The organism is Micromonospora sp. NPDC049523 (assembly GCF_040676775.1).
GTDB lineage: Bacteria > Actinomycetota > Actinomycetes > Mycobacteriales > Micromonosporaceae > Micromonospora_G.
In genome coordinates this window covers 260,199-284,034 of the sequence record NZ_JBFAPP010000010.1, presented here as the reverse complement: position 1 = coordinate 284,034, position 23,836 = coordinate 260,199, and the positions used below count along the sequence as shown (strand labels likewise).

Here is a 23,836-nt window from a genome sequence, read left to right as displayed (position 1 = left end):
CATGCCCCACGACGCCCTCGCCGCCGCCGTCCGACGCTTCCCGCTCCTCGGCCGCCCCCGACCCACCTGCCCAGCCCTGCCAACCCGCGTCCGAGAGGTCACCGACGCCGTCCAGGTCGCTGCTCACAAGGCCGAGCACGGGATGGCCGACGCCGCACACGCCCTCAACAAGGCCGCCCTGATCGCCAGCGACTGCGGACTGCCACACCTCGCCCGCCGACTGTGCTGGCAACACATCGACGCGTACCGCCGCGCGGACCGGCCGTTGACCATCCTCGAAACCCGATACCTGCTCGAACCCGTCCTGAACCTCACCCGCCTGCACATCCGCGCCAACCAGACACTCCACGCACTACAGCTACTCAAAGCAATGCACCAAGCGATCACCAACCGCTGCGACCTCACCGTGGACGACCACTCCCTACCCCTCGCCAACCTGACCGGCGAGCAGCAGGAACGCCGCCAGCTTCGCGAATGGGTCTGGCTACAACTCATCGGCGAAGGCGTACGCGCATTCGCACTGGCCGACCGTTGGACCGAAGCCGCAGACCACGCCCGTGCCTACCATGGCATCGGCGTCCACCTCATGGAGGGCCGCCAAGCCGCCATCATCGCCTACTGCACCCAAGGCGAGCTGACCCGAGGACGGGCACTGCTCGCCCAGAGCGCCCCGACCCAGCCCTGGGAACAGGAGATCGGCACCTGCCTGCTCGTGATGTGCACGCAGCCCGACGACCCGGTCATGGCGCACCACCTCACCAAGGCCGCCGCCCGCTTCACCGCACGAACACCGGCGGCCGGCTACGCCTCGTACCGCGCACGCCTCGGTCTCACCATCGCCACCCTCGCCAGCGGCACGCGACCCGACCTGGCGACAGAGCTAATCCGGCAGACCGCCGACGAAGCGATCGCCTCCGCCGACGGGTACACCGCACGCGACGTACTCGTATTCCGAGAGCCCGTCGACGGCATCTCACAACGCCAGTACGAGCGACTCACCCAGCTTGTAGCAGAGTCGGGCTTGGGCGCCGGAACGCTACCCGAACTGACCCTGCGACGGCTGACCGCAGCCGCCGACGACGCGGTCGGCGTGCTCGACTCCGCACTCCGCACGGACCCGACGTCCGGTGAACGGCGCTCCCCATAAAGCGGTCACCTCCTTTGGACCGCCCGAGACGCGCCTCCAGTAGGTACGAGAACCCAGGCTGCGCGGGCGCTCAAGCAGCACCAGCGGCGAGCGTTGCTCCTGGGACGCGGCGGGGCAAGCTGCCCGAGATCCGGTTTCGTATGGGCGTCGTGCTGCCCGACCAAACCGCGCGGATCGCCCTGCCGGAGGTGGCGGCGACACTGGCGGTGAACCACCCGACGGACCATTCGGGCCTCCGGTGCTCCGCGGACGGCGCTCGCACCCCGGCGACTGCCATCTGAGGTTGGGGCGTTGCACTGGGTGTGGTCTTGTTTCGTGCGGCCCGCATAGCGCGTTGGGCTTGCCTGGCCGCGGAGCAGAGGCCCGCCTGGTCGGTGCATTGCAGGTTCACGCAGCGGTTGTCGGGCCCAGGCTGGTGCGCCGTGAGAACGTCGACCGCGAGTCGCCACAGCAGCGGGTCGGTGACATCGGCGGGTACGCGTGCCAGGTCGGAGGGACGGGTTCGGCTGCGGTCGGGCATCGTGGTGACCTCTCACTGGGCTGCGGGCAGGGGTCACCGGCCGAACATGTCAGCTGCGTCTTGCCTGCTGGCATGGTTCGGACGATGACCACTACGATCGACGCTCATCTCTCGATCAAGGTCAAGTCGTCGCGTAATGGGCGGTGCTTTCGCGGAGGTCTCGGAGGCGGTGCCGGTTTGACCGGTAGCCGGTAGCCGGGCTTTGTGGGTGGCGCCGCGCCGTTGCTCAAACGGGTGCTGAAAGAGGGAAAGGCCGGCCGTCTTGCTGGCCGGTAGCGGTGAGCGGATGCCCCTGCCCTGGGGCGGCAGGCGTTTGTCGCGACACCTGCGCTATGCAGGGATGTGGAAATCTTGGCTTTCCCGTGGCGGAGCCGGGTTCTGGTGGCGGTGTACCTGTTCGGTGGCGGCTGCTCGAATCGGTGACGGGACCGGTGGCGCCTGCCGCGTCGAGGAGATCTCCATTCTGGGCGGTCCCTACCTCAGGGTGGGTGGGGCAAGCTGGCCGCGCGTGCCGGTGGTCGCCTCTGTCGTGCGGTTGGGCTCGACGTACCCGGATAATCGCGAGTTTGTGCCGGTGGCCGTCTCGGAGCGGACGTGCAGGGTGTGTGGGGCGTCGGTGCTGCCGGATGAGGTGGGGTTGGTGGGTGCGACCGTCGGAGGTCGTCGCGGGCGCGTGGGCCGACCGGCCGGCGTGCGGCGGGTGGGCGTCACTTGCCGGGATGCGGCGAGCGGGTCCGAGGGTGGGACCTACCGGGTGGATCTGCGCGAGGTGTTGTAGTTCCACGAACGATAGCCCCCTGGTCTGTCAGACGAGGGTCGCCTCATGATCCTCGCATAGGGCTTTGACCTGCACTGTGAGTCACCCCGGCGGGGTGACGGCTGGTGTCGGCGTGCGTACCGCAAGGTCTCGCCGCACTCACAGATGACCTTGTTTCCTGACAGACGCGGACGGCAGTCGGCGACGCGGGTCTCGAAGAACGCGGCGGCGGCGATCTGGGGGTGGTGGACAGCAGGTAGTGCTCGGCGAGCAGCGACAGCAGGAACGGTCGTGGAGAACGATACGACTGAACACGGCGAGCGGGTCGGGCTTGGCGGAACGTGAGGGGACACGGGTATACACGGATGCTCCTCAGGGAGGAATGGGTCCCTCCCTATCGGGAGGGTGTCTGGACGGGCAGTGATTGCTGAGGTGGCGCTGTCAGGGGCACGTGCGGCACTGACAGCCCAGGTCGCCGGTGTTCCGGCAGCGGAAATGGTGACCTGGGGCGAGCCGGATCGCGGCCCGGTTGACGGCCCAGTGGACGCCACCGTTGACAGAAGACCAATCTGGTTAGGGGCCGGTGGTTCTCGGCCGGGTCCGTCGAGCGTCGTCGGGCTTGCGGCTGAGTGTGTCGACGAGGTCGTCGATCCCACTGAGGGCCTGCGGGGGACAGCCCGGTCCGCGGCCTGCCGGATGGCCGTCGCCTCGCCGACCACGGGCTTCGGTCCCCGGGTACGCATCGTGGAAGCCACCGTCTGTCTACCGTCCACGACGAGGCGGGCGGCGGCGGTGTAGGCGTCCAGGTGGGTCAGGTCATGTTCGCCGAGTTCGGAGGGTGTGGCCCTCGAGCCCAAGCGGACCACGATGGTCACGATCCGGACGGCGTTGACACACGCCTCACGTCGCCCGGAGGCGGGCAGGACCAGCGAGCGTAAAAGCTCCGAAAAGTCCCGCACCCCCAAACCGGGTCTTGTGATCCCTGGCGAACACTTGCCGCACTCACAAACCGCTCACACCGTTCGGTCAGCACTCACAGTGCACGCCAGCCCATGTCTCACCGACAAACGAGCGGTCGGACACGAGCGGATTGCAGACCGTGCGGCACCGCCAGCCTGTGAGTGCGTGTCAGTGCGGCAAGGTCTCCTGGCCCTCGACAGGCCTTGACATCGAGCGTCGGTCAGACGGACTTAGCGAGCGGATTCCGCCACAACGGGCTCACGGAACCTCTGACGGAGTTGCTCACAACCGATCACCGCTCACTCCCGGCCCCTGTCAGAGATGCGTGCACGAAAGATGTCATCGACTGTGATTGATGACAGAGGCTCTGGTAAAGGTAGGTTGACCTGCCCTGTGACAAGCGCTCGCGGCAGCTCTGACACGGCTCACTCTCGCAACCTGTGACACGACGCCAACACTCACAGCGCCCCCAGAGCAAATTTTGTGACAACCCGGCCCGCTCACGGCGGTGGTGCGCAGGTCGCCATCTGCCCACCTGTGCCAGCTCGCCAGGCACCGGTGGCAGTCGCGGATCCTCTGTCACCGCTCGCTGACACGACGAAACCTGTGACAGATGGCGTGATGGTGCCATCGGCCCAAAGCTCTGACGCTCACACAACTCTCACAGTGCCGGCCAACGCAGCGATCCACCTCGACGCCAACAACTCGCCACACGCCGCGACCGCAAATCGTCGCCGCTTCTGTCAGTGACGTACCGTAACTGAGCTTAGGAAGAGCTCTGCCAGCGTCTGTCGTTCGACGGGCTGTGCTACCCGTAGTGCCGGCGGCCGACGGCAAGCTTGCGGCGGGCGGGGTTGAGCTGGTTCTCCATCCGGGCCTTCGGGCCGTCGGCTTCCCCGAACTACACGGCTTCGCCGCCGGACTGGACAGAGACCGCGACGCCGTCGTCGCCGGCCTGACGCAGGTTTGGAGCTCCGGGATTATCGAGAGCCACGTCGGTCAGGCGCATCGCGGCGAAGACGGCGTAGTGGGGGATCGTCGTCGATGTTGGTCAGATGGGGCGGTGAATGGAAGGCTCGCCGCGGTCGCGGCGGCGTAGCCGTGCGGGGTCGTGCACGTGAGATTCGATCTTCCGGAAGATGCAGACTGCCGGCCCGGTGAGGTCCATCAGTCCACATTTGATTGATCTCTGCGTCGGTCGCTGCGGATGTAGGGGAGTCACGCGAACGGTTGAGTGCGCGCAGCGGCGGGACCGGTACCGAACGGACAGGCCTACTTAGCTCGTGATGGTCGGATCGCGTGTCCATGGTCTCGTCGGTAGGACAGGGCATTCTCCAGTCGGTAACCCGACGAAGCAGAAACGACTCGAGTTGTGACCGGTACGGTGCCGACGGTGCGAACACTCACTCTTAAGGCTGGCGGCCTCGGTCGTTCGTGGCACGCAGCCCACATACTTCTCTCGATCGTCACGGGTGGCTGGTGGCTTCCCGTTTACGGCATTCACGCCATTGTCTCCAGTATGAACCGTCCGACGGTGCACCTCCAGGTTCCCGATGGGCACCGAGTCGAGTATCGCGATGGCTGGCCTAACGTGCTTGGGCCTGACGAGTACTTGAAACCGCGCACGGCCAGAGACAAAGCGCTGATCTTTGTTGGCTACGCGTCGCCGATCCTGATCGCCGCTGCGATCCTGGCTGGAGTGGCAATCAGAACCTGATGCTATGGACACCACGACTCTGGGCTCCGAAATCCATCACCTCGACCACGACGTTCCGCCCCGGGCGAGCGGCGAGAGTCTGATCCCAGGTTCCGGTGGGCCACCATGTCCGCGACCTGCTGGTTACTGCCGGAGCCAGCCCCGCCGGCAGACTCGATCTGCCGGATGACCTTCTGGACCAGGTTGGTCAGCCACAGGCCACGTACCGCTTCCTGTACTTCGGGGCGGAGCTTGTACCGGTCGTACATCGACAGCCGTCGCCGGGTCCATCGGCTGTGCGCGTCGACGCCACAGACCTGCACCGAATCTACGAGCCCGATAGGTTGCCGGGTGGTGGTTGCAGAGTGAATGCGGTTCGGGTTGTGCCACATCGGTCCACATGCGTCCGATCTACCCGCTGGGCTGAAACCAGATGATTTTGGCGCTTCGCCCCCGCGCTGACTGTGTAAATTCAGGATTGACCGGCATGGGCGGCCCTTGCTGGCTGGTCATTGCTTGCTTCGCCGAGATGGTGAGCCAGGGCAAGCGGCACTACCGTGCCCGCGAAGCGGCGCCCCCGCGCGGACCGAGTTGGGAATGCTTGCGCCGGCGACGAGCGCGGCGGGAGTAAGGCTGGCTGGTCGCGGTGCCGAGGCTGGGCCCGAAGCGTGCGGCAAGAACGGCCGCGCCGGCGTCCCCCGTTCGCAAGTTTAGTATGAACCTGCGGCCGTATTCTCTGTCACATTCCCGCGCTACTGTCCCCACCGTGGTGGAAACAGTGAGTGATGTCGGGTTTGCTCAGCGCGTCAAGGCGCTGGCCTGCACTGCACCGTTACACGATCTTGACAACCGCAAGACGCAGGTCCAGACCGGGGACTTCTCCGTCTACCAGATGAGCGAGCTAGCGCTGAACGCTATCGATCTGGTCACCCTGGCGATGGACTTCGACGCGGGGGCTCCGCCCGAGCGTATTGAAACTGATCTTTCCTGCTTTGTCGCTCGTCAGGCGCCCGACCATGACGAAGCCGAACACCGACGGGTTGCCCGGTGGGTGCTGGAGAACCTGCTCAACGTCGGCTCGACCGACCGGGGCTTCCGCGCGTTGTACGGCATGACCGCCGGCGATGGCAGCTACAGCCGCTACGCGTTCGACTTCAAGCTGCTGGAAGAGGTCTCTGGGCCGGACGGCGGGATCTTCCTGCGGGCCACGAACGAGGCAGTCAACGTGCTCGTCGGTGCGCTCGAAATCGACATCGAGTCGGCCCAGATCGCCGCAGACCTGCGCTTGGAGACGCTGATCAGGCGCGGCCGGCTGTCCGACGCTCAGGCTGCCGCCCAGGCCGCCCGCTACCGAACCATTCAGTACGGGGAGAAGCTGCGCCGGCGTCTGGAAGCGACCGAGCGCGATGTGCGCACCGTCGACTGGCTGCATGAGATCCCGCAGTTCATCGCCGAGGCGATCGAGCACATCGAGGCCCGCTACAAGGCGGAGAACGCGATTCTCGTCAACATCACCGAGGCGCGTGACACCGCCGATACCGCGGCCCGCAAGCTGCAGGCCGCCCAACTGGTCGAGGTCGTCCGTGACTGCCTGCGCCGGCATGAACAGTTGCAGGCAGCGTTGCAGGGCGCGGGTCGGCGGTTCCGGGCGCAGCAGGACCGGCAGACGTTCGCCCCGGGGAGCGCCGGGGCAGCCTTGGATCTGCACGCCCAGTTACTCCTGCCGGTCCTCGCGCTGCCGGTCGCACATGCCGACGAGGTCCTCGCCGCGTATTTCGTGCGTGGCGTCGGCGTGCGGGTTCCGTCGGCGCTGCGCCTGGTCGACCTGTTCACCGCGCTGGTGACCGCGCCGACCGAGCGGGAGCTGCTCGGCGGCGAGATCGAGGACCCCGACCTCGACGAGGTCGTGGAGGAATCCGCCTTCCCGGCCGAGTGCTACGAGCTGCTCGACGACCTGCTCGATCTGGATGTGGAGGCGCCGCGGAGGCTGTCCGGCCTACTGGAAGAGGCCCGCACCCGGCACCCCGAACTCGCCGCGCTCGTCGTGGTCCGGGTCATTGCGCTCGCCGCGCAGGAAATCAACCCGGCGATGCGTCATCAAGCATCCAGCGTCTTTATCGCCGTTGACGATGGCACGCCACTGCACGATCCGGAGTACGGCGGAGCCGACCTCCTCGTGGCGCGTGCCGCCATCGAGCGCGTGTACGCCGCCGACCGCCCCGTTTCTCGTATTTCGACGTCGATACCGGAGGAGGACGCCGCGTGACAACCGCAGCGCAGCTCACGGCAGATGCGGCCCGGCTGATTGGCTACGGGTTCCGACCCAAGCTCGTACCGGCTCGCGATGACACGTACCGCGACCTCGTCCTGCGCGCCCGCACCGATGACGACTTCGCGGCGGCGGTCCAGGCGGTCGCTACGGGACTCGACCTGGTCGTCCTGGAGATCAGCGACCGCAGCGGCATTGTGGTCGGCTCCACCGAGGACAGCGTCTTCGCGGTGAAGATGACCGACTACGCCCGCCGCACCGGAGGCGAGGGCAAAGCGTCCGAGCGGGTCCTGCACGCCCTGGCCCATCTAGGCGCGGCGACATTGGCCTTTCCCCGGCCGGCCGACCTGGCCAACGAGACCTATTTAGGTCGGATCACCGTCGACGGCGTCGAAGCGTTCGTTCGTGAAGCGGCCGGCCGTCTCGCCGAGGCGGCCGTCGAAACCGACACCGCGGACGTCGCGACCGATCAGCCGGGGCTGGAGGCAGCCTGGCGTGTCTACACCCGGCGGGCACGAACCGGTAGCACCGGCGACGGCCGCAAACTGGCCAGCAGCACGACGGGAATCGTGAGCAAGGCGCTGACCTTCCTGGCCGATCAAGGACTTCTCGTGCGCACGGGCGATGAACGCCGCGGCACCTTCCGCACCACACCGCGCTACCGCACCCAGGTCCGCGAGGCCGGCGTGGTGATGTTCGAGGAGCTGCTCCGGCTCGGGATCACCGAGATCAGCGATGGCACCGGGACCGTCACGGTCGGCTGGACGGCCGAGTCGCTGGCGCAGATGTAGGGAGAAAACGATGTACGAGCTCAACCGCGTCCGGTTGTTCTGTGTCGGCCCGCGCGGGGCCCGGTATACGGACGTCACGCTGGACCTGTCCGGTGTGGGGCAGATCATCGCCGGGCAGGGCAGCCTGTTCAGTACGACCGTGCGGCGCCCCAGTCCGTACAGCCTGCTCCTGCTCGAGAACGGCGGAGGCAAGAGCGTACTGCTCAAGCTGCTCTTCTCCGTCGTGTTGCCGGGCCGGCGCAACGCCGTCGGCGGGTCGGCCGCGGTGATGGAGAAGTTCGTCCTCGGCGACGATGCCGCACACATCGTCCTGGAATGGATGCATGTCCGCACCGGTGACCGTGTCATCACCGGAAAGACGCTGCAGCGGCGACGGAGCGGCTCGGCCGCCGACCGGCTGGCCGAACACTGGTGGTCGCTGCGCCCGCACCACGGCGTGGAGATCGAGACCCTGCCGTTCACGGCCGACGGCCGGCGGCTGCGATTGGAGGGGTTCCGCGAGGCGCTTCAGGAGATTGATCGCGCGGCACCGATCACTCAGCTGACCTGGGTCGGCGCGGAGGTAGGCGCCTGGGCCGACCATTTGCGAGACACCGGGATCGAACCGGACCTGTTCGGGATCCAGCGACGGATGAACGCGGACGAGGGCGACGCGGCCAGCGCGTTCAAGTTCAAGTCCAGCCGGGAGTTCGTCGAATGGCTGCTGAAAATCGTCCTCGACGCCGAGGACGCGGTGAGCGTCGCGGGAAACTTCGACAGCTACGCGCGAACGGTCGGCGATCGACACGCGATGCTGTTGGAGCGTGACTTCGCGGCTGGTGCTGTGGCGGCGTTGCGGCCGGTGGCGGACGCCCACGAGCGTCATCGCGCCGTGCGCACCGGCCGCGAGAGCGCCGTCCACGACGGGACCGCGCTGCTGCTGCGCGTCCGGGCTCGGGAGGCGGCCGAAGCCGATTCCACGCAGCGGTTGCGCCAGCTGGCCAAGGACGCCGCGGCGACTGCCACTGCCCGGGAAGGCGACCGCGATCGGGCGCGCGACGTCGTCAACGAGACCCGCCGGCAGACATTCGTCCTGGAACGCGCCGACGCTCAAGAAGCGCATGATCAGGCGAAAGCTGGGCGTGACGCGGCCGATGCCGACCTGCGCGGATGGGCACTTGCCGACCTGATCGAACGCAAGACGGCGGCCGAGCAGAAGTCTGCCCGGCTCGCTGAACAGATCACCCAGGCCGAACGTGATGCCCGGCCGGCGTTGGACGCTCGCGACCGAGCTGCCGGTGCGTTACTGAGCAAGCTGCACGCCGAGGCAGCAGCCGCCCGCGACGAGCGAGACCGACGGAACGAGCTCGCGGCGGCGCACTTGGGCAACGCCGCAGAATTAGACAAGGAAGGTAGACAAGCGCTCGTCGAGGTCGAGCGGCAGCGGGCCGAACAAAAGGCGATCATGAAAGAGGTCGCTAACAGCCGGGCGAAGGTGGAGGCCGCTGTCACGGCAGGCCTGCTCGCGGCGGGCCAGGGCGTGGCGGAGGCATCGTCCGAGGCGCAGGAGACGGCCAGGCTCATTGCCGAGCGAATAGAACAGGGTGAGCAGGCGCTCGAAGGCGCGAAGGGCGCCGTTCGTGACACCGCGAAGGCCGCTCAGAAAACACGCGAGGCGTTGAGCGTCGCTCGCGGTCGCCACGAGGATGCCAACCGGCATCTTCAAGCTGTCCTCGACCCGGCCGCCCGGCTGACCGCGAACGAGCTCGTCCAGGTGGCGCTGTCCACCGATGTCGTCGACATCGACATGCTGGACGACAGCGCCGACGCGCTGGCCGAGCGGTTGCACGACGACGACGTGGAACGCGGGCTGGAGCTCGACGAGCTACGCGACGCTCAGCGCGAGGACCAGCGCCTGCTCGACGCGCTCGGCGACGGCGGCCTGCTCCCGCCGCGCGTCGAGGTCGAGGCAAGCCTGGAAGCCCTGCGAGCCGCCGGCATCGGAGCGCATCCCGGCTGGCGCTACCTAGCCGAGAACGTGCCCGCCGCCGCGCGCGGCCAGGTGATCGAAGCGCATCCGCAGCTGACCGACGGCGTCGTCATCGTTGACCCCGCCGCCATGCCCGCCGCCCGCCAAGCGCTGAACGCCGCGCGACTGCTCCCGGCTGCCGCGGTGGCCGTCGGCACCGGCGCCCGCATGTTGACCACCGTCGCCGAGCAGCCGGGTTTCGATCCGGCCGATGCCGTCGACGAGCAGTTCGTCGTGCAGCCCAACCCGGCGCTGTTCGACGCCGAGGCCGCGGAGATTAAACGTGGCCAACTCCGCGAGACGATGGAACTCCGCGGCAGCGAGATCAACTCTGTCACCGCCACGCTGACGGGCCTTCGGGAGGTTCAGGTTGAGCTGACCGCCTGGCGGCGAGGTTGTCCTGCTGGACGGCTCGACGAGCTACGCGAGGCCCTCACCACCCGTGCGCAGGAGCTGGCGGATGCCGAGGAAGCCGACGGAATCGCCGTTGCAGCAGCCGAAGCGGCTGCGACGCTCTGTGAAGGGATGGAGGACGAGCTCCATGATCTTCGCCCGGTCGAACGGGCCGCCGCTGACCGGGCGGGGGAACTGGACCGGCTCGCGACAGCCGTAGCGGCTACCGAAGAGCAGCGCAAACGACTGCCCGAAATCGACGATGCGATTGCCTTGGGCGAGCGGACCGCCGAAGAACTGACCCAACAACGCGACCGAGCGCAGGAGCAGGCGACCGAGGCCGCACTTGCCGCCGAGAACGCGAGCGCCCGTGCCGAGCGTCACCGTGCCGAAATGGGCGACGTTGTCACCTCCACCGGTGAGCACGCCGCGACAGTGCCAGCCGACGACATCCCGATGCTGCGCTCCGCCTATCGGGCTGCGGCAGCCGCCTACGCCGCGGTCGAGGTCGGCCAAGACCTGCGCGCCGCAGCCGACACCGCGGACTCCGATGCAGCACGGCTCCGAGCCGACGTCAACGGCCACGACCAGGACGACATCGCCCGCGCATCGGAGCTGCTGAGAAGTCCAGACGGCGCGGATGCGGCCGGTCGGCAAGCCGCCATCGCCCGAACCAAGCGTGAACGGACTCGCTGCGACGAAGCCATGAGCGCCGCCAAAGAAAAGGTCGGTGTGGTCACCGGAGAGCTGAAAGCGGTGACACCGTCGGACAACCGCAACGTGTGGATCCAGCTGCCCGAGGAACGCCGGCCCACCAGTGTTGAGCACGGCCGGCAGTTGCTGACGGCAGCGATCGTTGACCAGCGGGCCGGCCAGCAACGCTACGAGGAGTCATTCGCCGAGGCAACTCGCCTGCAACAGCGCGCTGGCGACGCCGGCGAGGCGACCCGTGCGTTCGGTGCGGTCGGTGAGCCCCTGGCAGCCCGGCTGGACCAGCCCGACGTTGACTTGGATACCGGCTCCGTCGAACCGTACGCCGGCACCTCGGAGCAAGCCCGCATAGCCGCCGTGGCAGCGCAGGAAAGGCTGCGGGAGACCATGGCAGCCGAACGGAGCACGCATCAGGAGGTCATCCGGCTCGTCGACGTGGCGGTGCGTCTGGCCAGCGAACCGAAGTTCGAGGCGATGACCAACGTCGCCCGGCGCGCCCTTGTCGGCCTCGACCGGGAACAGCTGGCGGCCCGCGCGGGCGAGTTCGCCACCCAACTCGAACAGCGCCTGGCCACCCTCACCAGCGACCTCGACTCCGCCAGCCGGCACCGCAAACTAATCGTCGACCGCCTGGCCGCGCTCGTCGACGGCGCGCTCAAAACCTTGCGAACCGCATCGCGGCTCTCCAAACTGCCCTCCGGGCTCGGCGAATGGGAAGGCAAAGAGTTCCTTCGCATTCGCTTCGCCGAACCCGATCCGAGCCTGCTCACCGCCCGGGTCGGTGAGGTCGTGGACGAGTTGTCCGCTACGGCCACCGGACGGGCCGGCGGCGCATCTGCACCAAAGCGGGATGGCCTTGCTCTGCTGCTGCGCAGCATCGAGGCAGCCGTGCCGAAGGGCTTTCTCGTCGACCTCCTCAAACCCGACGCGGTCCTGCGTGACGAACGAGTGCCGATCGAGAACATGAACGAGGTGTTCTCCGGTGGGCAGGAGCTGACCGCTGCCATCGTCCTCTACTGCACGATGGCGGCCCTGCGGGCCAACGAACGCGGTCAGATTCGGGCCCGGCACTCTGGCGTGTTGTTCCTGGACAACCCGATCGGCAAGGCCAGCGCCGAATACCTGCTGGAACTGCAACAAGGCGTCGCGGCGGCGCTCGGCGTGCAACTGGTGTACACGACCGGGCTGTCCGACGATCGCGCCTTGTCGGCCTTCCCCCTGTGGGTGAGGATGCGCAACGACGCCGACCTGCGGGCCGGACTGAAACACATTCGCGTCGCCGAGGTTGTGCGTCGCCAACTGCCCGAGCCGTTCGCCGACGATGACCCATCGCCGAGCGGGACCGCGCTGGGTACGGTCACCGCCACGCGTGTCTACCGCAGGCCCGTATGAGCGTCGGGACTTACCTCGCGTCGCCAGCTGACCATCCGCTGAGCCCGCGCGCCGCGCGGCTGGCCGCCGAGCTTGAAGCCTGGGGCAGGCGCACCATCACGCTCGCCGAGCTCTGGCCGCTGTTCGCCCGCGCTGACCCGGCCTCAGCCGCCCGGCCGACCCGCCGCGCTGATCTTGCCGCCACGATCGCCGTACTGGCCACGGCCGGCATGGTGACGACGTCGAGGAACCTCGACCGAACGGCCGAACCGCCGCTGCCGGCGAGGCTGACGATGTCTCAGCCAACGGCAACGATGTCCGCCGCCGCGCTCGCTCTGGCGGTGCCGTGGCGCCCGGAGCTCGCCTGGGCGGCCACGGCGCGGCTCACCGTCGGGCAGGTCGGCGTACTTCAAGTCGTGAACACCTGGCTGCGCGACCACGGCCGGGACAACGACTTCCTGCCCCTGCGAGAGCGATCCCTGGATCTGTTCGGTTACGAGAAGCGACTCGACGCTCTGCTGGGCACGTCGCTGTTCGGACCGGACCGTCTCACCCTGCGAATGCTGCGCACCTTCCGATCCCATCCGCCGCTTCCCGTCCGCCGCATCGGCGACGGCCCAATCCTGCTGGTCGTCGAGAACGCCGACACCTTCGACTCCCTGCGCAGGGCGTTGGCCGCCGCCTCCAGTGCGGTCGGGCACATCGCATGGGGTGCGGGCGCGGCCTTCGAGGCATCGGTGCTCACCATCGGCGAACTACCCGAGGTGCGCGACGTCGCCTACTTTGGCGACCTCGACGCCGACGGGCTGCGCATCCCAGCATCGGCCGCGGTGTCGGCCGCCGCCGAGAATCTACCTCCTATACGCCCAGCCCACGGCCTGTACCAACTGCTACTCGATCAAGGTTTTCCGCAACCAGGGCAGAGACCCGTGGACCCGCACCGGGCCATCGAGCTCGCGGGCTGGCTGGGCAAACCAGCGGCGACGGTCGAAGATCTGCTGGTCAGAGGGCTGCGCATCCCGCAGGAGGCCGCGTCGGCCAGGATGCTCGGCCACACGGTTGGCAGCTGGATTGCAGACTTGCGCTGACCCCCTTTTGGGGCACCGCCGTCGCCGTGGGAGCAACCCGGGCTTTGTGCGGTCGCCCGATAGGCTCGAACCAGAAGATCTTGCCGGATCTCGGGAACGTACCGTCTGGACGCGCTGGCATCGGACGGCGGCAGTCATCTGCTGGCTGTGAACGGCCCAGGAAGGTGAGGACGCCTCTGCTTTCGCTCTGCGTGTCGGCTTGGTGATGTGGGCTGGCTGAGGGCTGGGAGGCGGCACCGGAACTGGTGTGTGTCCTCCATCCACCGGTGATCGGGTGCACGCTCATCGACCGATCAAGATGTTGAGCGACGACAGAGGCCGCTACGGTGTGTGATGGTGGGCGGCGCGCCGCCGCGCACCGTCGGCGGCAGAAGCGCGCGGCATCGATCCTCGTCGTGTTTAGGAGTGGCATGCCATGAGCATGATGCCCGAGGCCGGCGGTTAGGATCGGTGGCTCGCACTTGTCGATACCACGAGGAGCGCCAAAATGGCGTGGTTCCGCCGGGCCAAGACGAGCGACGAGGGGGAGGCGATCGGTGTGGGGCGGCTGCGGTCGCCAGCCCACGGGAACCTGTACGCCGACGATCCGGTGGGGGCCGGGCAGGACCGGCTCGACCGCGGGCGGCTGGCCGATCAGCTGACGCGTTCCGTCGTGGCCGTCTCGGAGCAGTCGGATAGTGCGGTCGTTGCACTTGTCGGGCCGTGGGGAAGCGGCAAGTCGAGTCTCTTGCTCGGCATCGAGGAGCGGCTGCGGACGGGAGGGTGGTATCTGGCCCGGCACAATCCGTGGATGTACTCGTCGTATGACAGCGCGGTCGCGGGGTTCTTCGCCGAGATTCGCGACGCGGTGCCCGACGAGGTCATGGGTCCGGACCGGCGCCAGACGTTGGGTGAGTGGGTCGACCGACTTGCCCCGGCGGGCGCCATCGGTTCGTTAGCCGGCGTCGATGCCACTGGCGCCGTGACGGCGACGGCGGCGCTCATCAAGGGCGATCGAAGCCCCGAGCGGCTCCGGAAGAGCACTGCGGAGGCGTTGGCCGCACTGGACCAGCCGGTGCTGGTGATTCTCGACGATCTGGATCGGCTGCAACCTGATGAACTGCTGCTGACGTTCAAGCTGGTCAGGCTGATCGGTCGGCTGCCGAATCTCTACTACCTGCTCGCCTATGACGAGGAGACGCTGTCTGAGGTCCTTCAGCACACCAAGCTGATAGGCGCGGACCCAGGGCGTGCGCGGCAGTACCTGGAGAAGATGGTGCAGGTGCGGCTTGACATCCCGCCGCTGCTCGAGGACCAAAAGATTGGTCTGGTCGACCAGGGCATCGACGGCATTTGCGCGGCGCACGGCTTTCAACTTGGGCCGGCCGACCAGGAGCGCCTCGGGGCGGCATGGTCCGACTGCCTTACGCTGTACCTCAACCAGCCCCGGGCCGTCAAACGCTTGTTCACTCAGGTTGACGCATTCTGGCTGGAGGTCGACGGGGAAGTCGACTTCGTCGACTTCCTGTTGATGACGTTTCTACGCACCTTCGAGCGCGACGTCTACGAGTTGGTCGTTCACTCCAGGGACGAGCTACTTGGCTCCGATCTCGCGGTGAGCCGGGGGACAGAGACGAACGCCGAGCGGTGGAACCGCTGGAAGCATCTGATCAGCGAGCAGGGCAGACCACGGCATCCCGACGGCATCGCCGCGCTCCTCGCCGTACTGTTTCTGTACCTCCGCGGCGCCCAAGAGAACACCTCCTACTCCTTTGAGTTCCGCGAGGACGTGCGGCGGCGGCGCGGCGTGGACAGCGAGGAGTTCTTCGACCGCTACACACAGGTCGGGGTGCCCGCCGGTGACCTGCCCGACAAACTGGTTGCGGCCGCCGCTGCCGAGCTGCGCAACGGCCAAGTTGGCCTTGCGCTAGACCAGTTCCAGGCATGGCTCGAAGAGGACGCTGCCAAGGCCGTGCAAAAACTCTCGCGGGCCGACGAGCAGGAGCCCCTGCCCGTCGATTCGACCCTCGCCTTGCTGGGCCGGAACTATCTCACCGCTGCGCAGCAGCGGTCGGGATTCTTTGCACTATCCGCCGATAGACAGGTCTTGAGCACCGCGCTGCGCATCGTCGATCGGGCGGATGCGGCTAGCCTCGACACACTGGCCGCCTGCGGGCCCTCGGAGCTTGCTCTCGCTGCGGATCTACTCCGGAAGACTAAGCGTAACGCCTCCGCCGCGAGGCATGGATGGCTGGCGGACGCGAGCCGTGTCGTATCGGCTGCACTCGAGGCACACCTACGATCAGCGTCGGCCCGGAAGCTAACTGTGGCCTCGGACATCGCCCGGTATGCCTACGCCTTCTGGGATCTGCGCGGGCGTGAGAGCACCCACATTCTCCTGTGGGAGCTGCTCGAGTCCCCGGAATGGACACTGGAAGACCTGCTTGCAGCCCTCGTGCCGGTGGGGCAGGCTGCCAACGGCAGACGGACCTGGCAGACCCTGGGCGACCTGGAGGCCGGCAACGTTGACGAGCTCCTTGGCCTTGAGCGGGTGCTCGCGGCGCTGCCCGAGACCTCTACGGAGGATGCGGACGAGTCCGATGTCTCGTTCGAGAGCCGCAGGCGCCTTGCGCTGCGGGCGATGGAGCGCGTACGCGCTGGTCGTGGCGATCCCGCGGTACATCCTGCGACGTAGCGTACGACGAGGATTCACCTGGTCAGGCGGCCTCGCCGTCGGATTATTGATCACCGCAGAAATTGGCTACACCTCATTCGTCTTCGCGTATGGACGGCCCGGCACGTGTGAACACGCCTTCGCCGAGTTAGGAGACATCCTTTAGGAAGTCCTCGCGGTCGCCGGGCTTGGGTCCGGCTTGATGCGAGAGCTCGTCCACAGCGGCAGCGTAGGCATCCGCTCCTCGACACGACCGGACGTCCACGCACCTAGCCGCGCTAGGGTCCACGGCTACCGAAGGTGACGGCCTCGCTGGCAACGGCGCGTACGACCTGCGGCAGAACCGTGAACCTGGCCGTAGAAACGGGACGGCCGTAGCGGGCAGAGATCGCGGGCTGAGGGCCGGTGGTCAGTTCCATCCCGTGGCGTTGCAGGACACGGTCTGGCAGTCCTCGCAGATGAAGAGGCTGCGCCAGCCGTCGCCGTACTCGCGGATCCGGTTCTCGACCGTCACGACGTGGAACATCAGCCGGCTACAGGAAGGGCAGGACGGATTCGAGTAGAGGCCGATCGGCGGGCCGCCGGCAGTGCCGACGACACCGGGGGTCAGCTGGATGTGACCGTTGCAATATACGAGGTCCGCGTCGTAGGGCCGCAGTTCCACGGAGCCCAATCCAAAGCCGGGTACCTCCAGCGAGCGGTAGGTCTCCTCTTCCTCGACGGCAGGCGGCTCGTCGTACGTCACGGCCGCGTTGTGGTAGCGACCGTAGTTGTCAATACCCGCGTGGAGGGTCCACGGGTATCCGGCCCGTACCCCGACGAGGTGGACACGGTCAGCCGGCCAAGCTGGCAGGCCCGGCACATCCGTGTGGCGCAACGACAGGTAGTGCCAGGAGATCAGGGTGGCCGAAGGCCCCTGCGCTACCTGATCGACGGGCAGTCCCACGGGGTGATCTACGGCCGCGAGTTCTTCCGGCCCGTTGACGGGCTGCAGACAAACGGCGCGGCGATGGAGTGAGAACCGGATTCGTGCCGGTCCTGTCGGCGGCACCCAGACCCCGCAGAGCTCATACTCTTCACGGTCTCCGCCGTTGCGCACATCCTCTGCGATCGCCTCCAGAGCGGCAGCACTGCCGATCGCGGCGAGCGCCCACGCGTCACCGAACGACCAGTGATGACGCAACCTCCGCGCCAGGTGCTCCACACACTGATCCGGTGCACCACCCAACAGCACACACTGGTCCGCGAAGCTGACACCGAACCGTCCCAGCATGCCGGTAATGACTGCCTCTTGGTACGGCCGGAACAACTCCGGTTGCGTCCCTGCGAGGAAAGCGAGATGGTCACCGAGCCCTCGGGCGTCCGAGTCAGGCCGTTGGAGAAGTTCCATCAGCTTGGCAACATCATCCGGACCATCCAGCGGCATCGGTGCCATACCCGTCACGGGCTCGACCGGCATCGCAGCAAAGTACCACCTCAGCCTGCGGACAACTGGCTCGGCCACACAGCCGGCCATCGTCCAACGGCTGGCGTCTCAACTGCCCTGCTCCTCAGCAGTCAGGATGTCGGGCACGACATGGGCCCAGACCGAACACCGAACGTGACGGCTCGTGGTTCGCCTGCGCGCCCGGTCGGCGGCAGATGAGGTTGTCTGCCACCCCCTGCCCATGTCGGTCAGCCACGAGGCATTTCGAGGCTATGTCTCGCCCTCGGCCAAGGTTAGATCCTCTGGCGCGACGTTCAGCTCGCCTTCGCCCTGTGGATGCTTGACGGCGTAACGCAGGGGTGGCCCGGACGAGGCGGACAACCGATACGTGCCGCTGACGACGGTGGTTACGGAGCCTGCGAAATCACCTGAAAGCAGCCGCACTCGGACGCCTGGCGAGTAACCAGCCGAGCCGGCCAACGGTGGCATGGCGGGATCTCGCCAGTGCGGTCCGGGTGCGCGTGCTGACACCAGCAGTTCACCCGGTCTGTATTCGTCCGCATCCACTTGGACGCCGTATCCGAGCGACCGCAGGATCGTCTTCAAGGCTTCTTGCATGGCGTCCCGGACGACTGCGCAGTGGTGCATGGCGGGATGACCGTCAAACCCGTCAGGACTGTCAGGACGCCACGCGCCGACCTTGAACGCACGCGCCGAAGCCTCGCTCAGCGGGCTGTTGATCTGCCAGGACACCCACACGCCTCCTTCGTCAAGCTCGATCGAGACACCACTGGCCTCCTCGGCAAGAACGTCATAGTTGTCTGGGAGGACCGGTAGGCCCGTGGCTGCCAGTTCGGTACGCACCTCGTCTGCCAAAGTTTGAAGCACGATCCACCGTAGACGCACACTCATCTCGGCAGTTCAGGATGCCGGCACCACGGGACGCCCGAACACCGAGCGTGACGGCTCGTCGTCTGCCTGGGAGCACGAAAGGCGGCAGATCCGAACGCCTGATCATGATCGCGATTTTGCGCAGGTAAGAACAGAATCAGCTCCTCGTCCTGCTGCGGACTTCAGCCGGCGATGCGGCCCTCTGGGGCGTCAACCACGAAGCATGCGGATTGCAGGATCTCCAGGAGTGCGGCACGGACCCGTCGGATCGCGGCGGCGTCCATGTCGAGGTCTAGGCGGCAGTCGCGCGGGAAGCCGAGGGCCGCGGCGGTCTGTGTACCCAGTTCGAGGGAGAGCTCGTGGCCGATGAGGGTCCAAGCGCCCGACCCGTTCGCGACCGATCCGGCGCTGTTGATCACCTCGTCCGCCCAGCCGTCGTAGCGCAGCCGGATCAGCATGACGTGGACACCTGCGGCGCCGAGGATCAGCGTGAGTCCGTCGTCGGTCTGCCGCACGTCGGCCCGGTCGACGCGGAGCGGCGTACTGTCCACGCGGCGACCATACGGCGACGCCAGCACGGGCGCGACAGCAATACGGCGGCGCACACATCGACACGTCCGGACGTCCTCGTAGCTGGCTACGCTGATTTCGGCGGCTACCGAAGGTGACGGACGATCTGGCACTGGCGCACACGACCAGCGGCAAATTCGTGCACCGGATCAGACTCGGGCGGCCGTCGTCGCGGACCTGATTCGCGGCGTCGCGCTGGCAGGTACGCGAGCGATGCTAGTCGTGCCTATCCTCGGCGCGTACTCAAGCCGGTGCACTCGAACGGATATCCTGGGCGGCTGCCCGACGGAAGGCTGACCACGTTGACGGTTGATCGTATCGAACTGCCCGATTTTAGGCTGTTTACCTGGCGTGACGTAGACCCTGCCATGCGCCCCGATTTCGATCCGGCCAGTGTGGCCGAACTGGTGCGGTCGCTGCCCCCGGCCGCCGAGGTCCCGCCGGCCGGCACCGACTGGCGGCTTGCCGATTTCTGGTGGGATCGGATGACGGCGGCTCTGGTCGAGCGGCTCGGCGAGTGGGCGGTGGGCTGGCAGCACACGGTGGTGATGGAGGACTACCCCGGCCGCGGCGTCATCCCGATCTGGTGGAACGTGGAGCTGGCGATCACGACGCCGGCCGAGACCCTGGACCGCCTCGCCCGAGCCCTGGTGGCCTGGCACGAACTGACTGTCGAACTCGCCACCGACGCCTACGGCCGGTTCGCCGGGGCGGCGCCGGCCACGACCGACAGCAGTGGTGACCCGGTGGCCTGGCGGGCGGTGAAGGCGCCTGGTATCAGCCGCTTCAACCCCGCACACTTCAGCCGGAGTTTTCCCCACCCGGCAAGCCTCAGCTGGGTCGACGTCGACCCGCGAGACCGGGACTTCGATCCGGCATCGGTTGCGGCCGTGGCCGCCGAACTGGTCACGGCCGAAAATCTTCCGGCGAAGGACGCGGACTGGCGTCTACGGGACCTGTGGCTGGAGAGCGTATCGATCGGTTTCACCGAACGGTACGGGGTGTGGACGGTCGGCTGGCGCTGGTCGGTCGGCGAGGGCGACCTCGACGGCGGGCCGGTCGGCAACTGGTGCTGCTTCCCGCACTCGGTCGCGACCCCGGACCAGACCGCCGCCACCGTCGCCGCCGCACTGATCGAGTGGCGCGACTGGTTGCAGGACATCGCCGAACGGTTCGACCGATTCCTCCCGCTGGCCGCCGATGACCTGGACGGCTGGGAACGCGCGGTCGCTCACCTGGTGACCGCCGTTGGCGACCGCACCCGGTACGAGTCCGCCTGGTACGGCTGCTGCACCACCGTCCTCGGCTGGTTCCTCGAAGCGGCCGGCATCGCCGCAAGCGAGCACGGGAAGCTGCTCGAACACGCGATCGGCGGCCGGTTCGCCAGCTGGGCAGAGCCGGACCGGAAACTCGTCGCATCGGTGGCCGAGCGCCTGGCCGGGCAGGTGGCCGGTGCCTGACCAGCTCACGACCTGGCAGCGGGTCCGCGAGCAGGTACCCTGGCGCGAAGTCGTTCCGCACCTGCAAACCCCGGTTCGGGCTCTCCGGGACGGGTTCGTCGCTCATGCCACGATCGGCGATGACCAACGACGGCAGAGTCTGCTGCTGGCCGCGTACGGCGACGTCGGGTGTACGGCAGCGGCCGGAGTCGGCCTTACCCCGGACCTGACGGCCCGCTGGAACGCGATGCTGCGTGGCATCCCGGCCGCCGCTTTCCGCCGGGGCCCGGCATTCGCCAAGAACGGCCGGGATCGGTACGGGCTACACGCCGACACCCAGCAGCGGTACGAGTCGTGCCTGTCGGAAGCCGCCGACCTGACGATCCCGGTGGCGGCCCGCGCGGCCCGAACATATCTCGACGTCGCGTTCTACCACCCGTACGACGACGGCAACGCCCGTTTGGGCGGCCTGGTGATGCACTTCGTAATGCTGCGTGCCGGCGTCGAGCTCGACGAGGCCCACCCGATCCTCACCACTGTCCGCCGCGCTGACGACCCGGAAGGCGCAGCCGGCTTCGCTCGCCTGGTGCACGGGATAGCCACAGCCACTCACCGCCGCTGGCTCCGCTCGGCGCATTCCGACCGGCAGCCGACGACGCCATGACCTCCGACGCACGACAAGGGGCAGGCATCGCTGCCAAAGCAGAGCTCCCGCGCCTCGCGGAGTAGAGGCCAGTCTCCGAGGGCCCGCGCTCGCCTGGCCGGAACTTGTTGCCGCCGCCCACCAGGCAGACCAGGGAAACGCTTGGGGTGAGCGGTTGCTCTTGCTGCTGCCGGGCTGCGCGGACAGCGACCGCCCGAGCACAGCAATCGACATGGTGACGGCGGCCCTGACCTCTCTGGGCGCCGGACCCGATGCGCGTCAGGTAGGCGCCGAGTTGCTCGACAGCCGCCGCTACTGGACCCAATCGTGTCAGTGGGCCACCGTTGACGGCGTACTGGTCTGTCTCGGAGCGCCCGCATACCGCAGCCTCGGAAGCGAGCTTTCGGCAAGCGACTTGCGCCTCGTCACCGAAGCGTTCACCGCGCTGAAACCCGGGCGTCCATAGCCGCAACGCCCAGTCGTCTCGGAAGTGTGTTAGGCGGCCCGTCGCTGGTGGTCCGATGGCTCGTTCGGCGTAGATGTAGGGGAGGAGATTGGGAGCAGCGGGGCGCTCCCAACGGCGCTGAACAGCGCTCAATGCCGTTGAGCTGCGCAAATCCGATCCGCGTGACCTGGGTTCGGTTGTGTTGTTCCTGGTCAGGGCGTCGCGGACCGTTCCTTGACACGGAAGAGGTCACTGGTTCAAACCCAGTATCGCCCACCAGCTATATGAGCAGGTCAAACGGCTCGTTACCGGAAGTCCGGTAACGAGCCGTTCCCGTTGTGCCCCTTACGTTGGGAGCAAATTGGGAACACATGATCATCTTCCGTGGTCGGGCGGCGGGAGTGGGACTGCGTAGATTTCCGTGTTTGACCTGGGTGTGGTCCGTTGGACAGGACGTCGATCCTGTCCAGGAAGGACCACGTCATGGCAGACAAGAAGAACGCTGCTCAGCTTCCGCAGCCGACAGCGGCGGAGGTGGAGTTCGCCCAGCAACTGGTCGAGCGGGCCAAGGCCGACGGAGTGTCGTTGGTCGGGCCCGGTGGGCTCCTCGCGGGGATAACCCGCACCGCGCTCGAGTCGGCCCTGGACGCCGAACTCGACGCCCATCTCGACGAGGCTGGTGTCGATCAGAAGTCCGGTCGGCGAGTCAACATCCGTAACGGTCATGGAGCGAAGACGGTGCAGACCGAGGTCGGGCCGGTGCGTATTCAGGTTCCTCGGGATCGGGCGGGGTCGTTCACCCCGAGGATCCTCCCGAAGCACGCCCGGCGGTTGGATGGGTTCAACGAGGCGATCCTGTCGCTGTATGCGAAAGGGTTGACGACCGGGGAGATCGCCGCTCATCTGGCGGACGTGTACGACGCGGACGTGTCCCGTGAGCTGATCAGCCGGGTCACCGACAGTGTCGTTGACGAAATGGAGGCTTGGCGGCAACGGCCTCTCGACCGGGTCTATCCGGTGGTGTTCATCGACGCCCTGGTGATGAAGATCCGGCAGGGGCAGGTCGCGAACCGGCGCGTGTACGTCGTGGTCGGGATCAGCCTCGACGGGGAACGCGACGTGCTGGGCATGTGGGCCGGCACCGGCGGGGAGGGCGCGAAGCAGTGGGCCGGGTACCTCACCGAACTGCGCAACCGGGGCGTGCAGGACGTGTTTATGGTCTGCTCCGACGGCCTCAAGGGCATGACCGACGCGATTGAGCAGGTCTGGCCCCACGCGGTTCACCAGCAGTGTGTCGTCCACCTCGTCCGGGCGTCGCTGCGATACACCAACCGCAAGGACTGGCAGAAGATCACTCCCGCGTTGCGGGAGATCTACACCGCCCCGACCGTCGCCGCCGCGGAGGCACGGTTCGAGGCGTTCGCCGCCGAGTTCGGCGACCAGTACCCGGCCGTCATCAAACTGTGGCGGACCTCCTAGCCGCAGTTCGTGCCCTTCCTGGACTACGACCACGAGGTCCGCAAGGTCCTCTACACCACCAACATCATCGAGTCCCTCAACGCCCGGTTCCGGCAGGCCGCCCGCAGGCGCGGGCACTTCCCGACCGAGCAGGCCGCGATGAAGGTCCTCTACCTCGTCGTCCAGCAAAAACGCAAGGGTGGTGGGAGCATCACCGGCCGGGTCTACGGTTGGGCCAAGGCACTCAACGCCCTGATCCTCGCCTACGGCGACCGGATCACCATCTAACAACCTCGATCACACCACAGGCCCAAACACGGAAATCGACACACTCCCGGGTGAGGAGCGGGTGTGCGCACACGGGAACGACTGGTCGGCCTGCCTGCGGGCCGGCGTGCCAACTGGCTGGTGCTCGGGATCTGGTTGATCGTCTTGGCCTCGTTCGGCTGGCTGGCCTCGCTCTCGGGCGGCGTTCAGGACAACGACGAGGCGAACTCGATGCCGGCCGGGCGCGGGATCGACCCGGCAGCGAGCTCGCGGGCGCGCGGCAACCGGCGTGGCCCGCCGGCTCTTACGCCGGTGCGGGGACGTGCACATCTC

At 67.4% G+C, this 23,836-nt stretch carries 14 protein-coding genes and 1 pseudogene; 12 read left to right on the top strand and 3 right to left on the bottom strand.

All coding sequences use genetic code 11. The features are described from left to right. Nucleotide 1 precedes the first annotated feature (1 nt). From AB0J90_RS18480 to AB0J90_RS18445, 8 genes are all read left to right on the top strand, one after another. Nucleotides 2-1,147 carry a hypothetical protein gene (locus tag AB0J90_RS18480; RefSeq protein WP_363597295.1) on the top strand — a complete coding sequence of 382 codons (1,146 nt, stop codon included), beginning with the start codon at nt 2-4 and terminating at the stop codon, nt 1,145-1,147. A gap of 3,054 nt (nt 1,148-4,201) precedes the next feature. After that, nucleotides 4,202-4,483, top strand: coding sequence for a hypothetical protein (locus AB0J90_RS18475; RefSeq protein WP_363597353.1), 282 nt, complete (start codon nt 4,202-4,204; stop codon nt 4,481-4,483). A gap of 294 nt (nt 4,484-4,777) precedes the next feature. After that, nucleotides 4,778-5,101, top strand: a complete 324-nt coding sequence (locus AB0J90_RS18470; protein ID WP_363597293.1) for a hypothetical protein — start codon at nt 4,778-4,780, stop codon at nt 5,099-5,101. Between the two features lie 745 nt (nt 5,102-5,846). Beyond that, nucleotides 5,847-7,346 carry a hypothetical protein gene (locus tag AB0J90_RS18465; RefSeq protein ID WP_363597291.1) on the top strand — a complete coding sequence of 500 codons (1,500 nt, stop codon included), beginning with the start codon at nt 5,847-5,849 and terminating at the stop codon, nt 7,344-7,346. Then, nucleotides 7,343-8,140, top strand: coding sequence for a hypothetical protein (locus AB0J90_RS18460; protein ID WP_363597289.1), 798 nt, complete (start codon nt 7,343-7,345; stop codon nt 8,138-8,140). Before AB0J90_RS18465 ends, AB0J90_RS18460 begins: the two co-directional genes overlap by 4 nt. A gap of 10 nt (nt 8,141-8,150) precedes the next feature. Beyond that, complete coding sequence (locus tag AB0J90_RS18455) at nt 8,151-12,644, top strand: hypothetical protein (RefSeq protein ID WP_363597287.1); 4,494 nt, start codon at nt 8,151-8,153, stop codon at nt 12,642-12,644. Further along, nucleotides 12,641-13,711 carry a Wadjet anti-phage system protein JetD domain-containing protein gene (locus AB0J90_RS18450; RefSeq protein WP_363597285.1) on the top strand — a complete coding sequence of 357 codons (1,071 nt, stop codon included), beginning with the start codon at nt 12,641-12,643 and terminating at the stop codon, nt 13,709-13,711. Before AB0J90_RS18455 ends, AB0J90_RS18450 begins: the two co-directional genes overlap by 4 nt. A gap of 487 nt (nt 13,712-14,198) precedes the next feature. Further along, entirely contained in the window at nt 14,199-16,385 is a 2,187-nt protein-coding gene (locus tag AB0J90_RS18445) for a P-loop NTPase fold protein (RefSeq protein WP_363597283.1), read from the top strand. A gap of 388 nt (nt 16,386-16,773) precedes the next feature. Here AB0J90_RS18445 and AB0J90_RS18440 read toward each other — a convergent pair whose 3' ends face one another. From AB0J90_RS18440 to AB0J90_RS18430, 3 genes are all read right to left on the bottom strand, one after another. Further along, on the bottom strand, nt 16,774-17,823 hold the full coding sequence (locus AB0J90_RS18440; protein ID WP_363597281.1) for a hypothetical protein: 1,050 nt from the start codon (nt 17,821-17,823) through the stop codon (nt 16,774-16,776). Between the two features lie 237 nt (nt 17,824-18,060). Beyond that, nucleotides 18,061-18,654, bottom strand: a complete 594-nt coding sequence (locus AB0J90_RS18435) for a hypothetical protein (RefSeq protein ID WP_363597279.1) — start codon at nt 18,652-18,654, stop codon at nt 18,061-18,063. Between the two features lie 209 nt (nt 18,655-18,863). Then, nucleotides 18,864-19,232, bottom strand: coding sequence for a hypothetical protein (locus AB0J90_RS18430; RefSeq protein WP_363597277.1), 369 nt, complete (start codon nt 19,230-19,232; stop codon nt 18,864-18,866). A gap of 321 nt (nt 19,233-19,553) precedes the next feature. Here AB0J90_RS18430 and AB0J90_RS18425 point away from each other — a divergent pair, with 321 nt between their 5' ends. From AB0J90_RS18425 to AB0J90_RS18410, 4 genes and pseudogenes are all read left to right on the top strand, one after another. Next, on the top strand, nt 19,554-20,711 hold the full coding sequence (locus tag AB0J90_RS18425) for a hypothetical protein (RefSeq protein WP_363597275.1): 1,158 nt from the start codon (nt 19,554-19,556) through the stop codon (nt 20,709-20,711). Next, nucleotides 20,704-21,354, top strand: coding sequence for a hypothetical protein (locus tag AB0J90_RS18420; protein ID WP_363597273.1), 651 nt, complete (start codon nt 20,704-20,706; stop codon nt 21,352-21,354). Before AB0J90_RS18425 ends, AB0J90_RS18420 begins: the two co-directional genes overlap by 8 nt. A 154-nt stretch (nt 21,355-21,508) precedes the next feature. After that, a complete protein-coding gene (locus AB0J90_RS18415) occupies nt 21,509-21,799 on the top strand; it encodes a hypothetical protein (RefSeq protein WP_363597271.1) in 291 nt (96 codons plus the stop codon). A 462-nt stretch (nt 21,800-22,261) separates the two neighbouring features. Continuing rightward, nucleotides 22,262-23,524: pseudogene (locus AB0J90_RS18410) on the top strand (IS256 family transposase). The last annotated feature ends 312 nt before the right edge of the window (nt 23,525-23,836 follow it).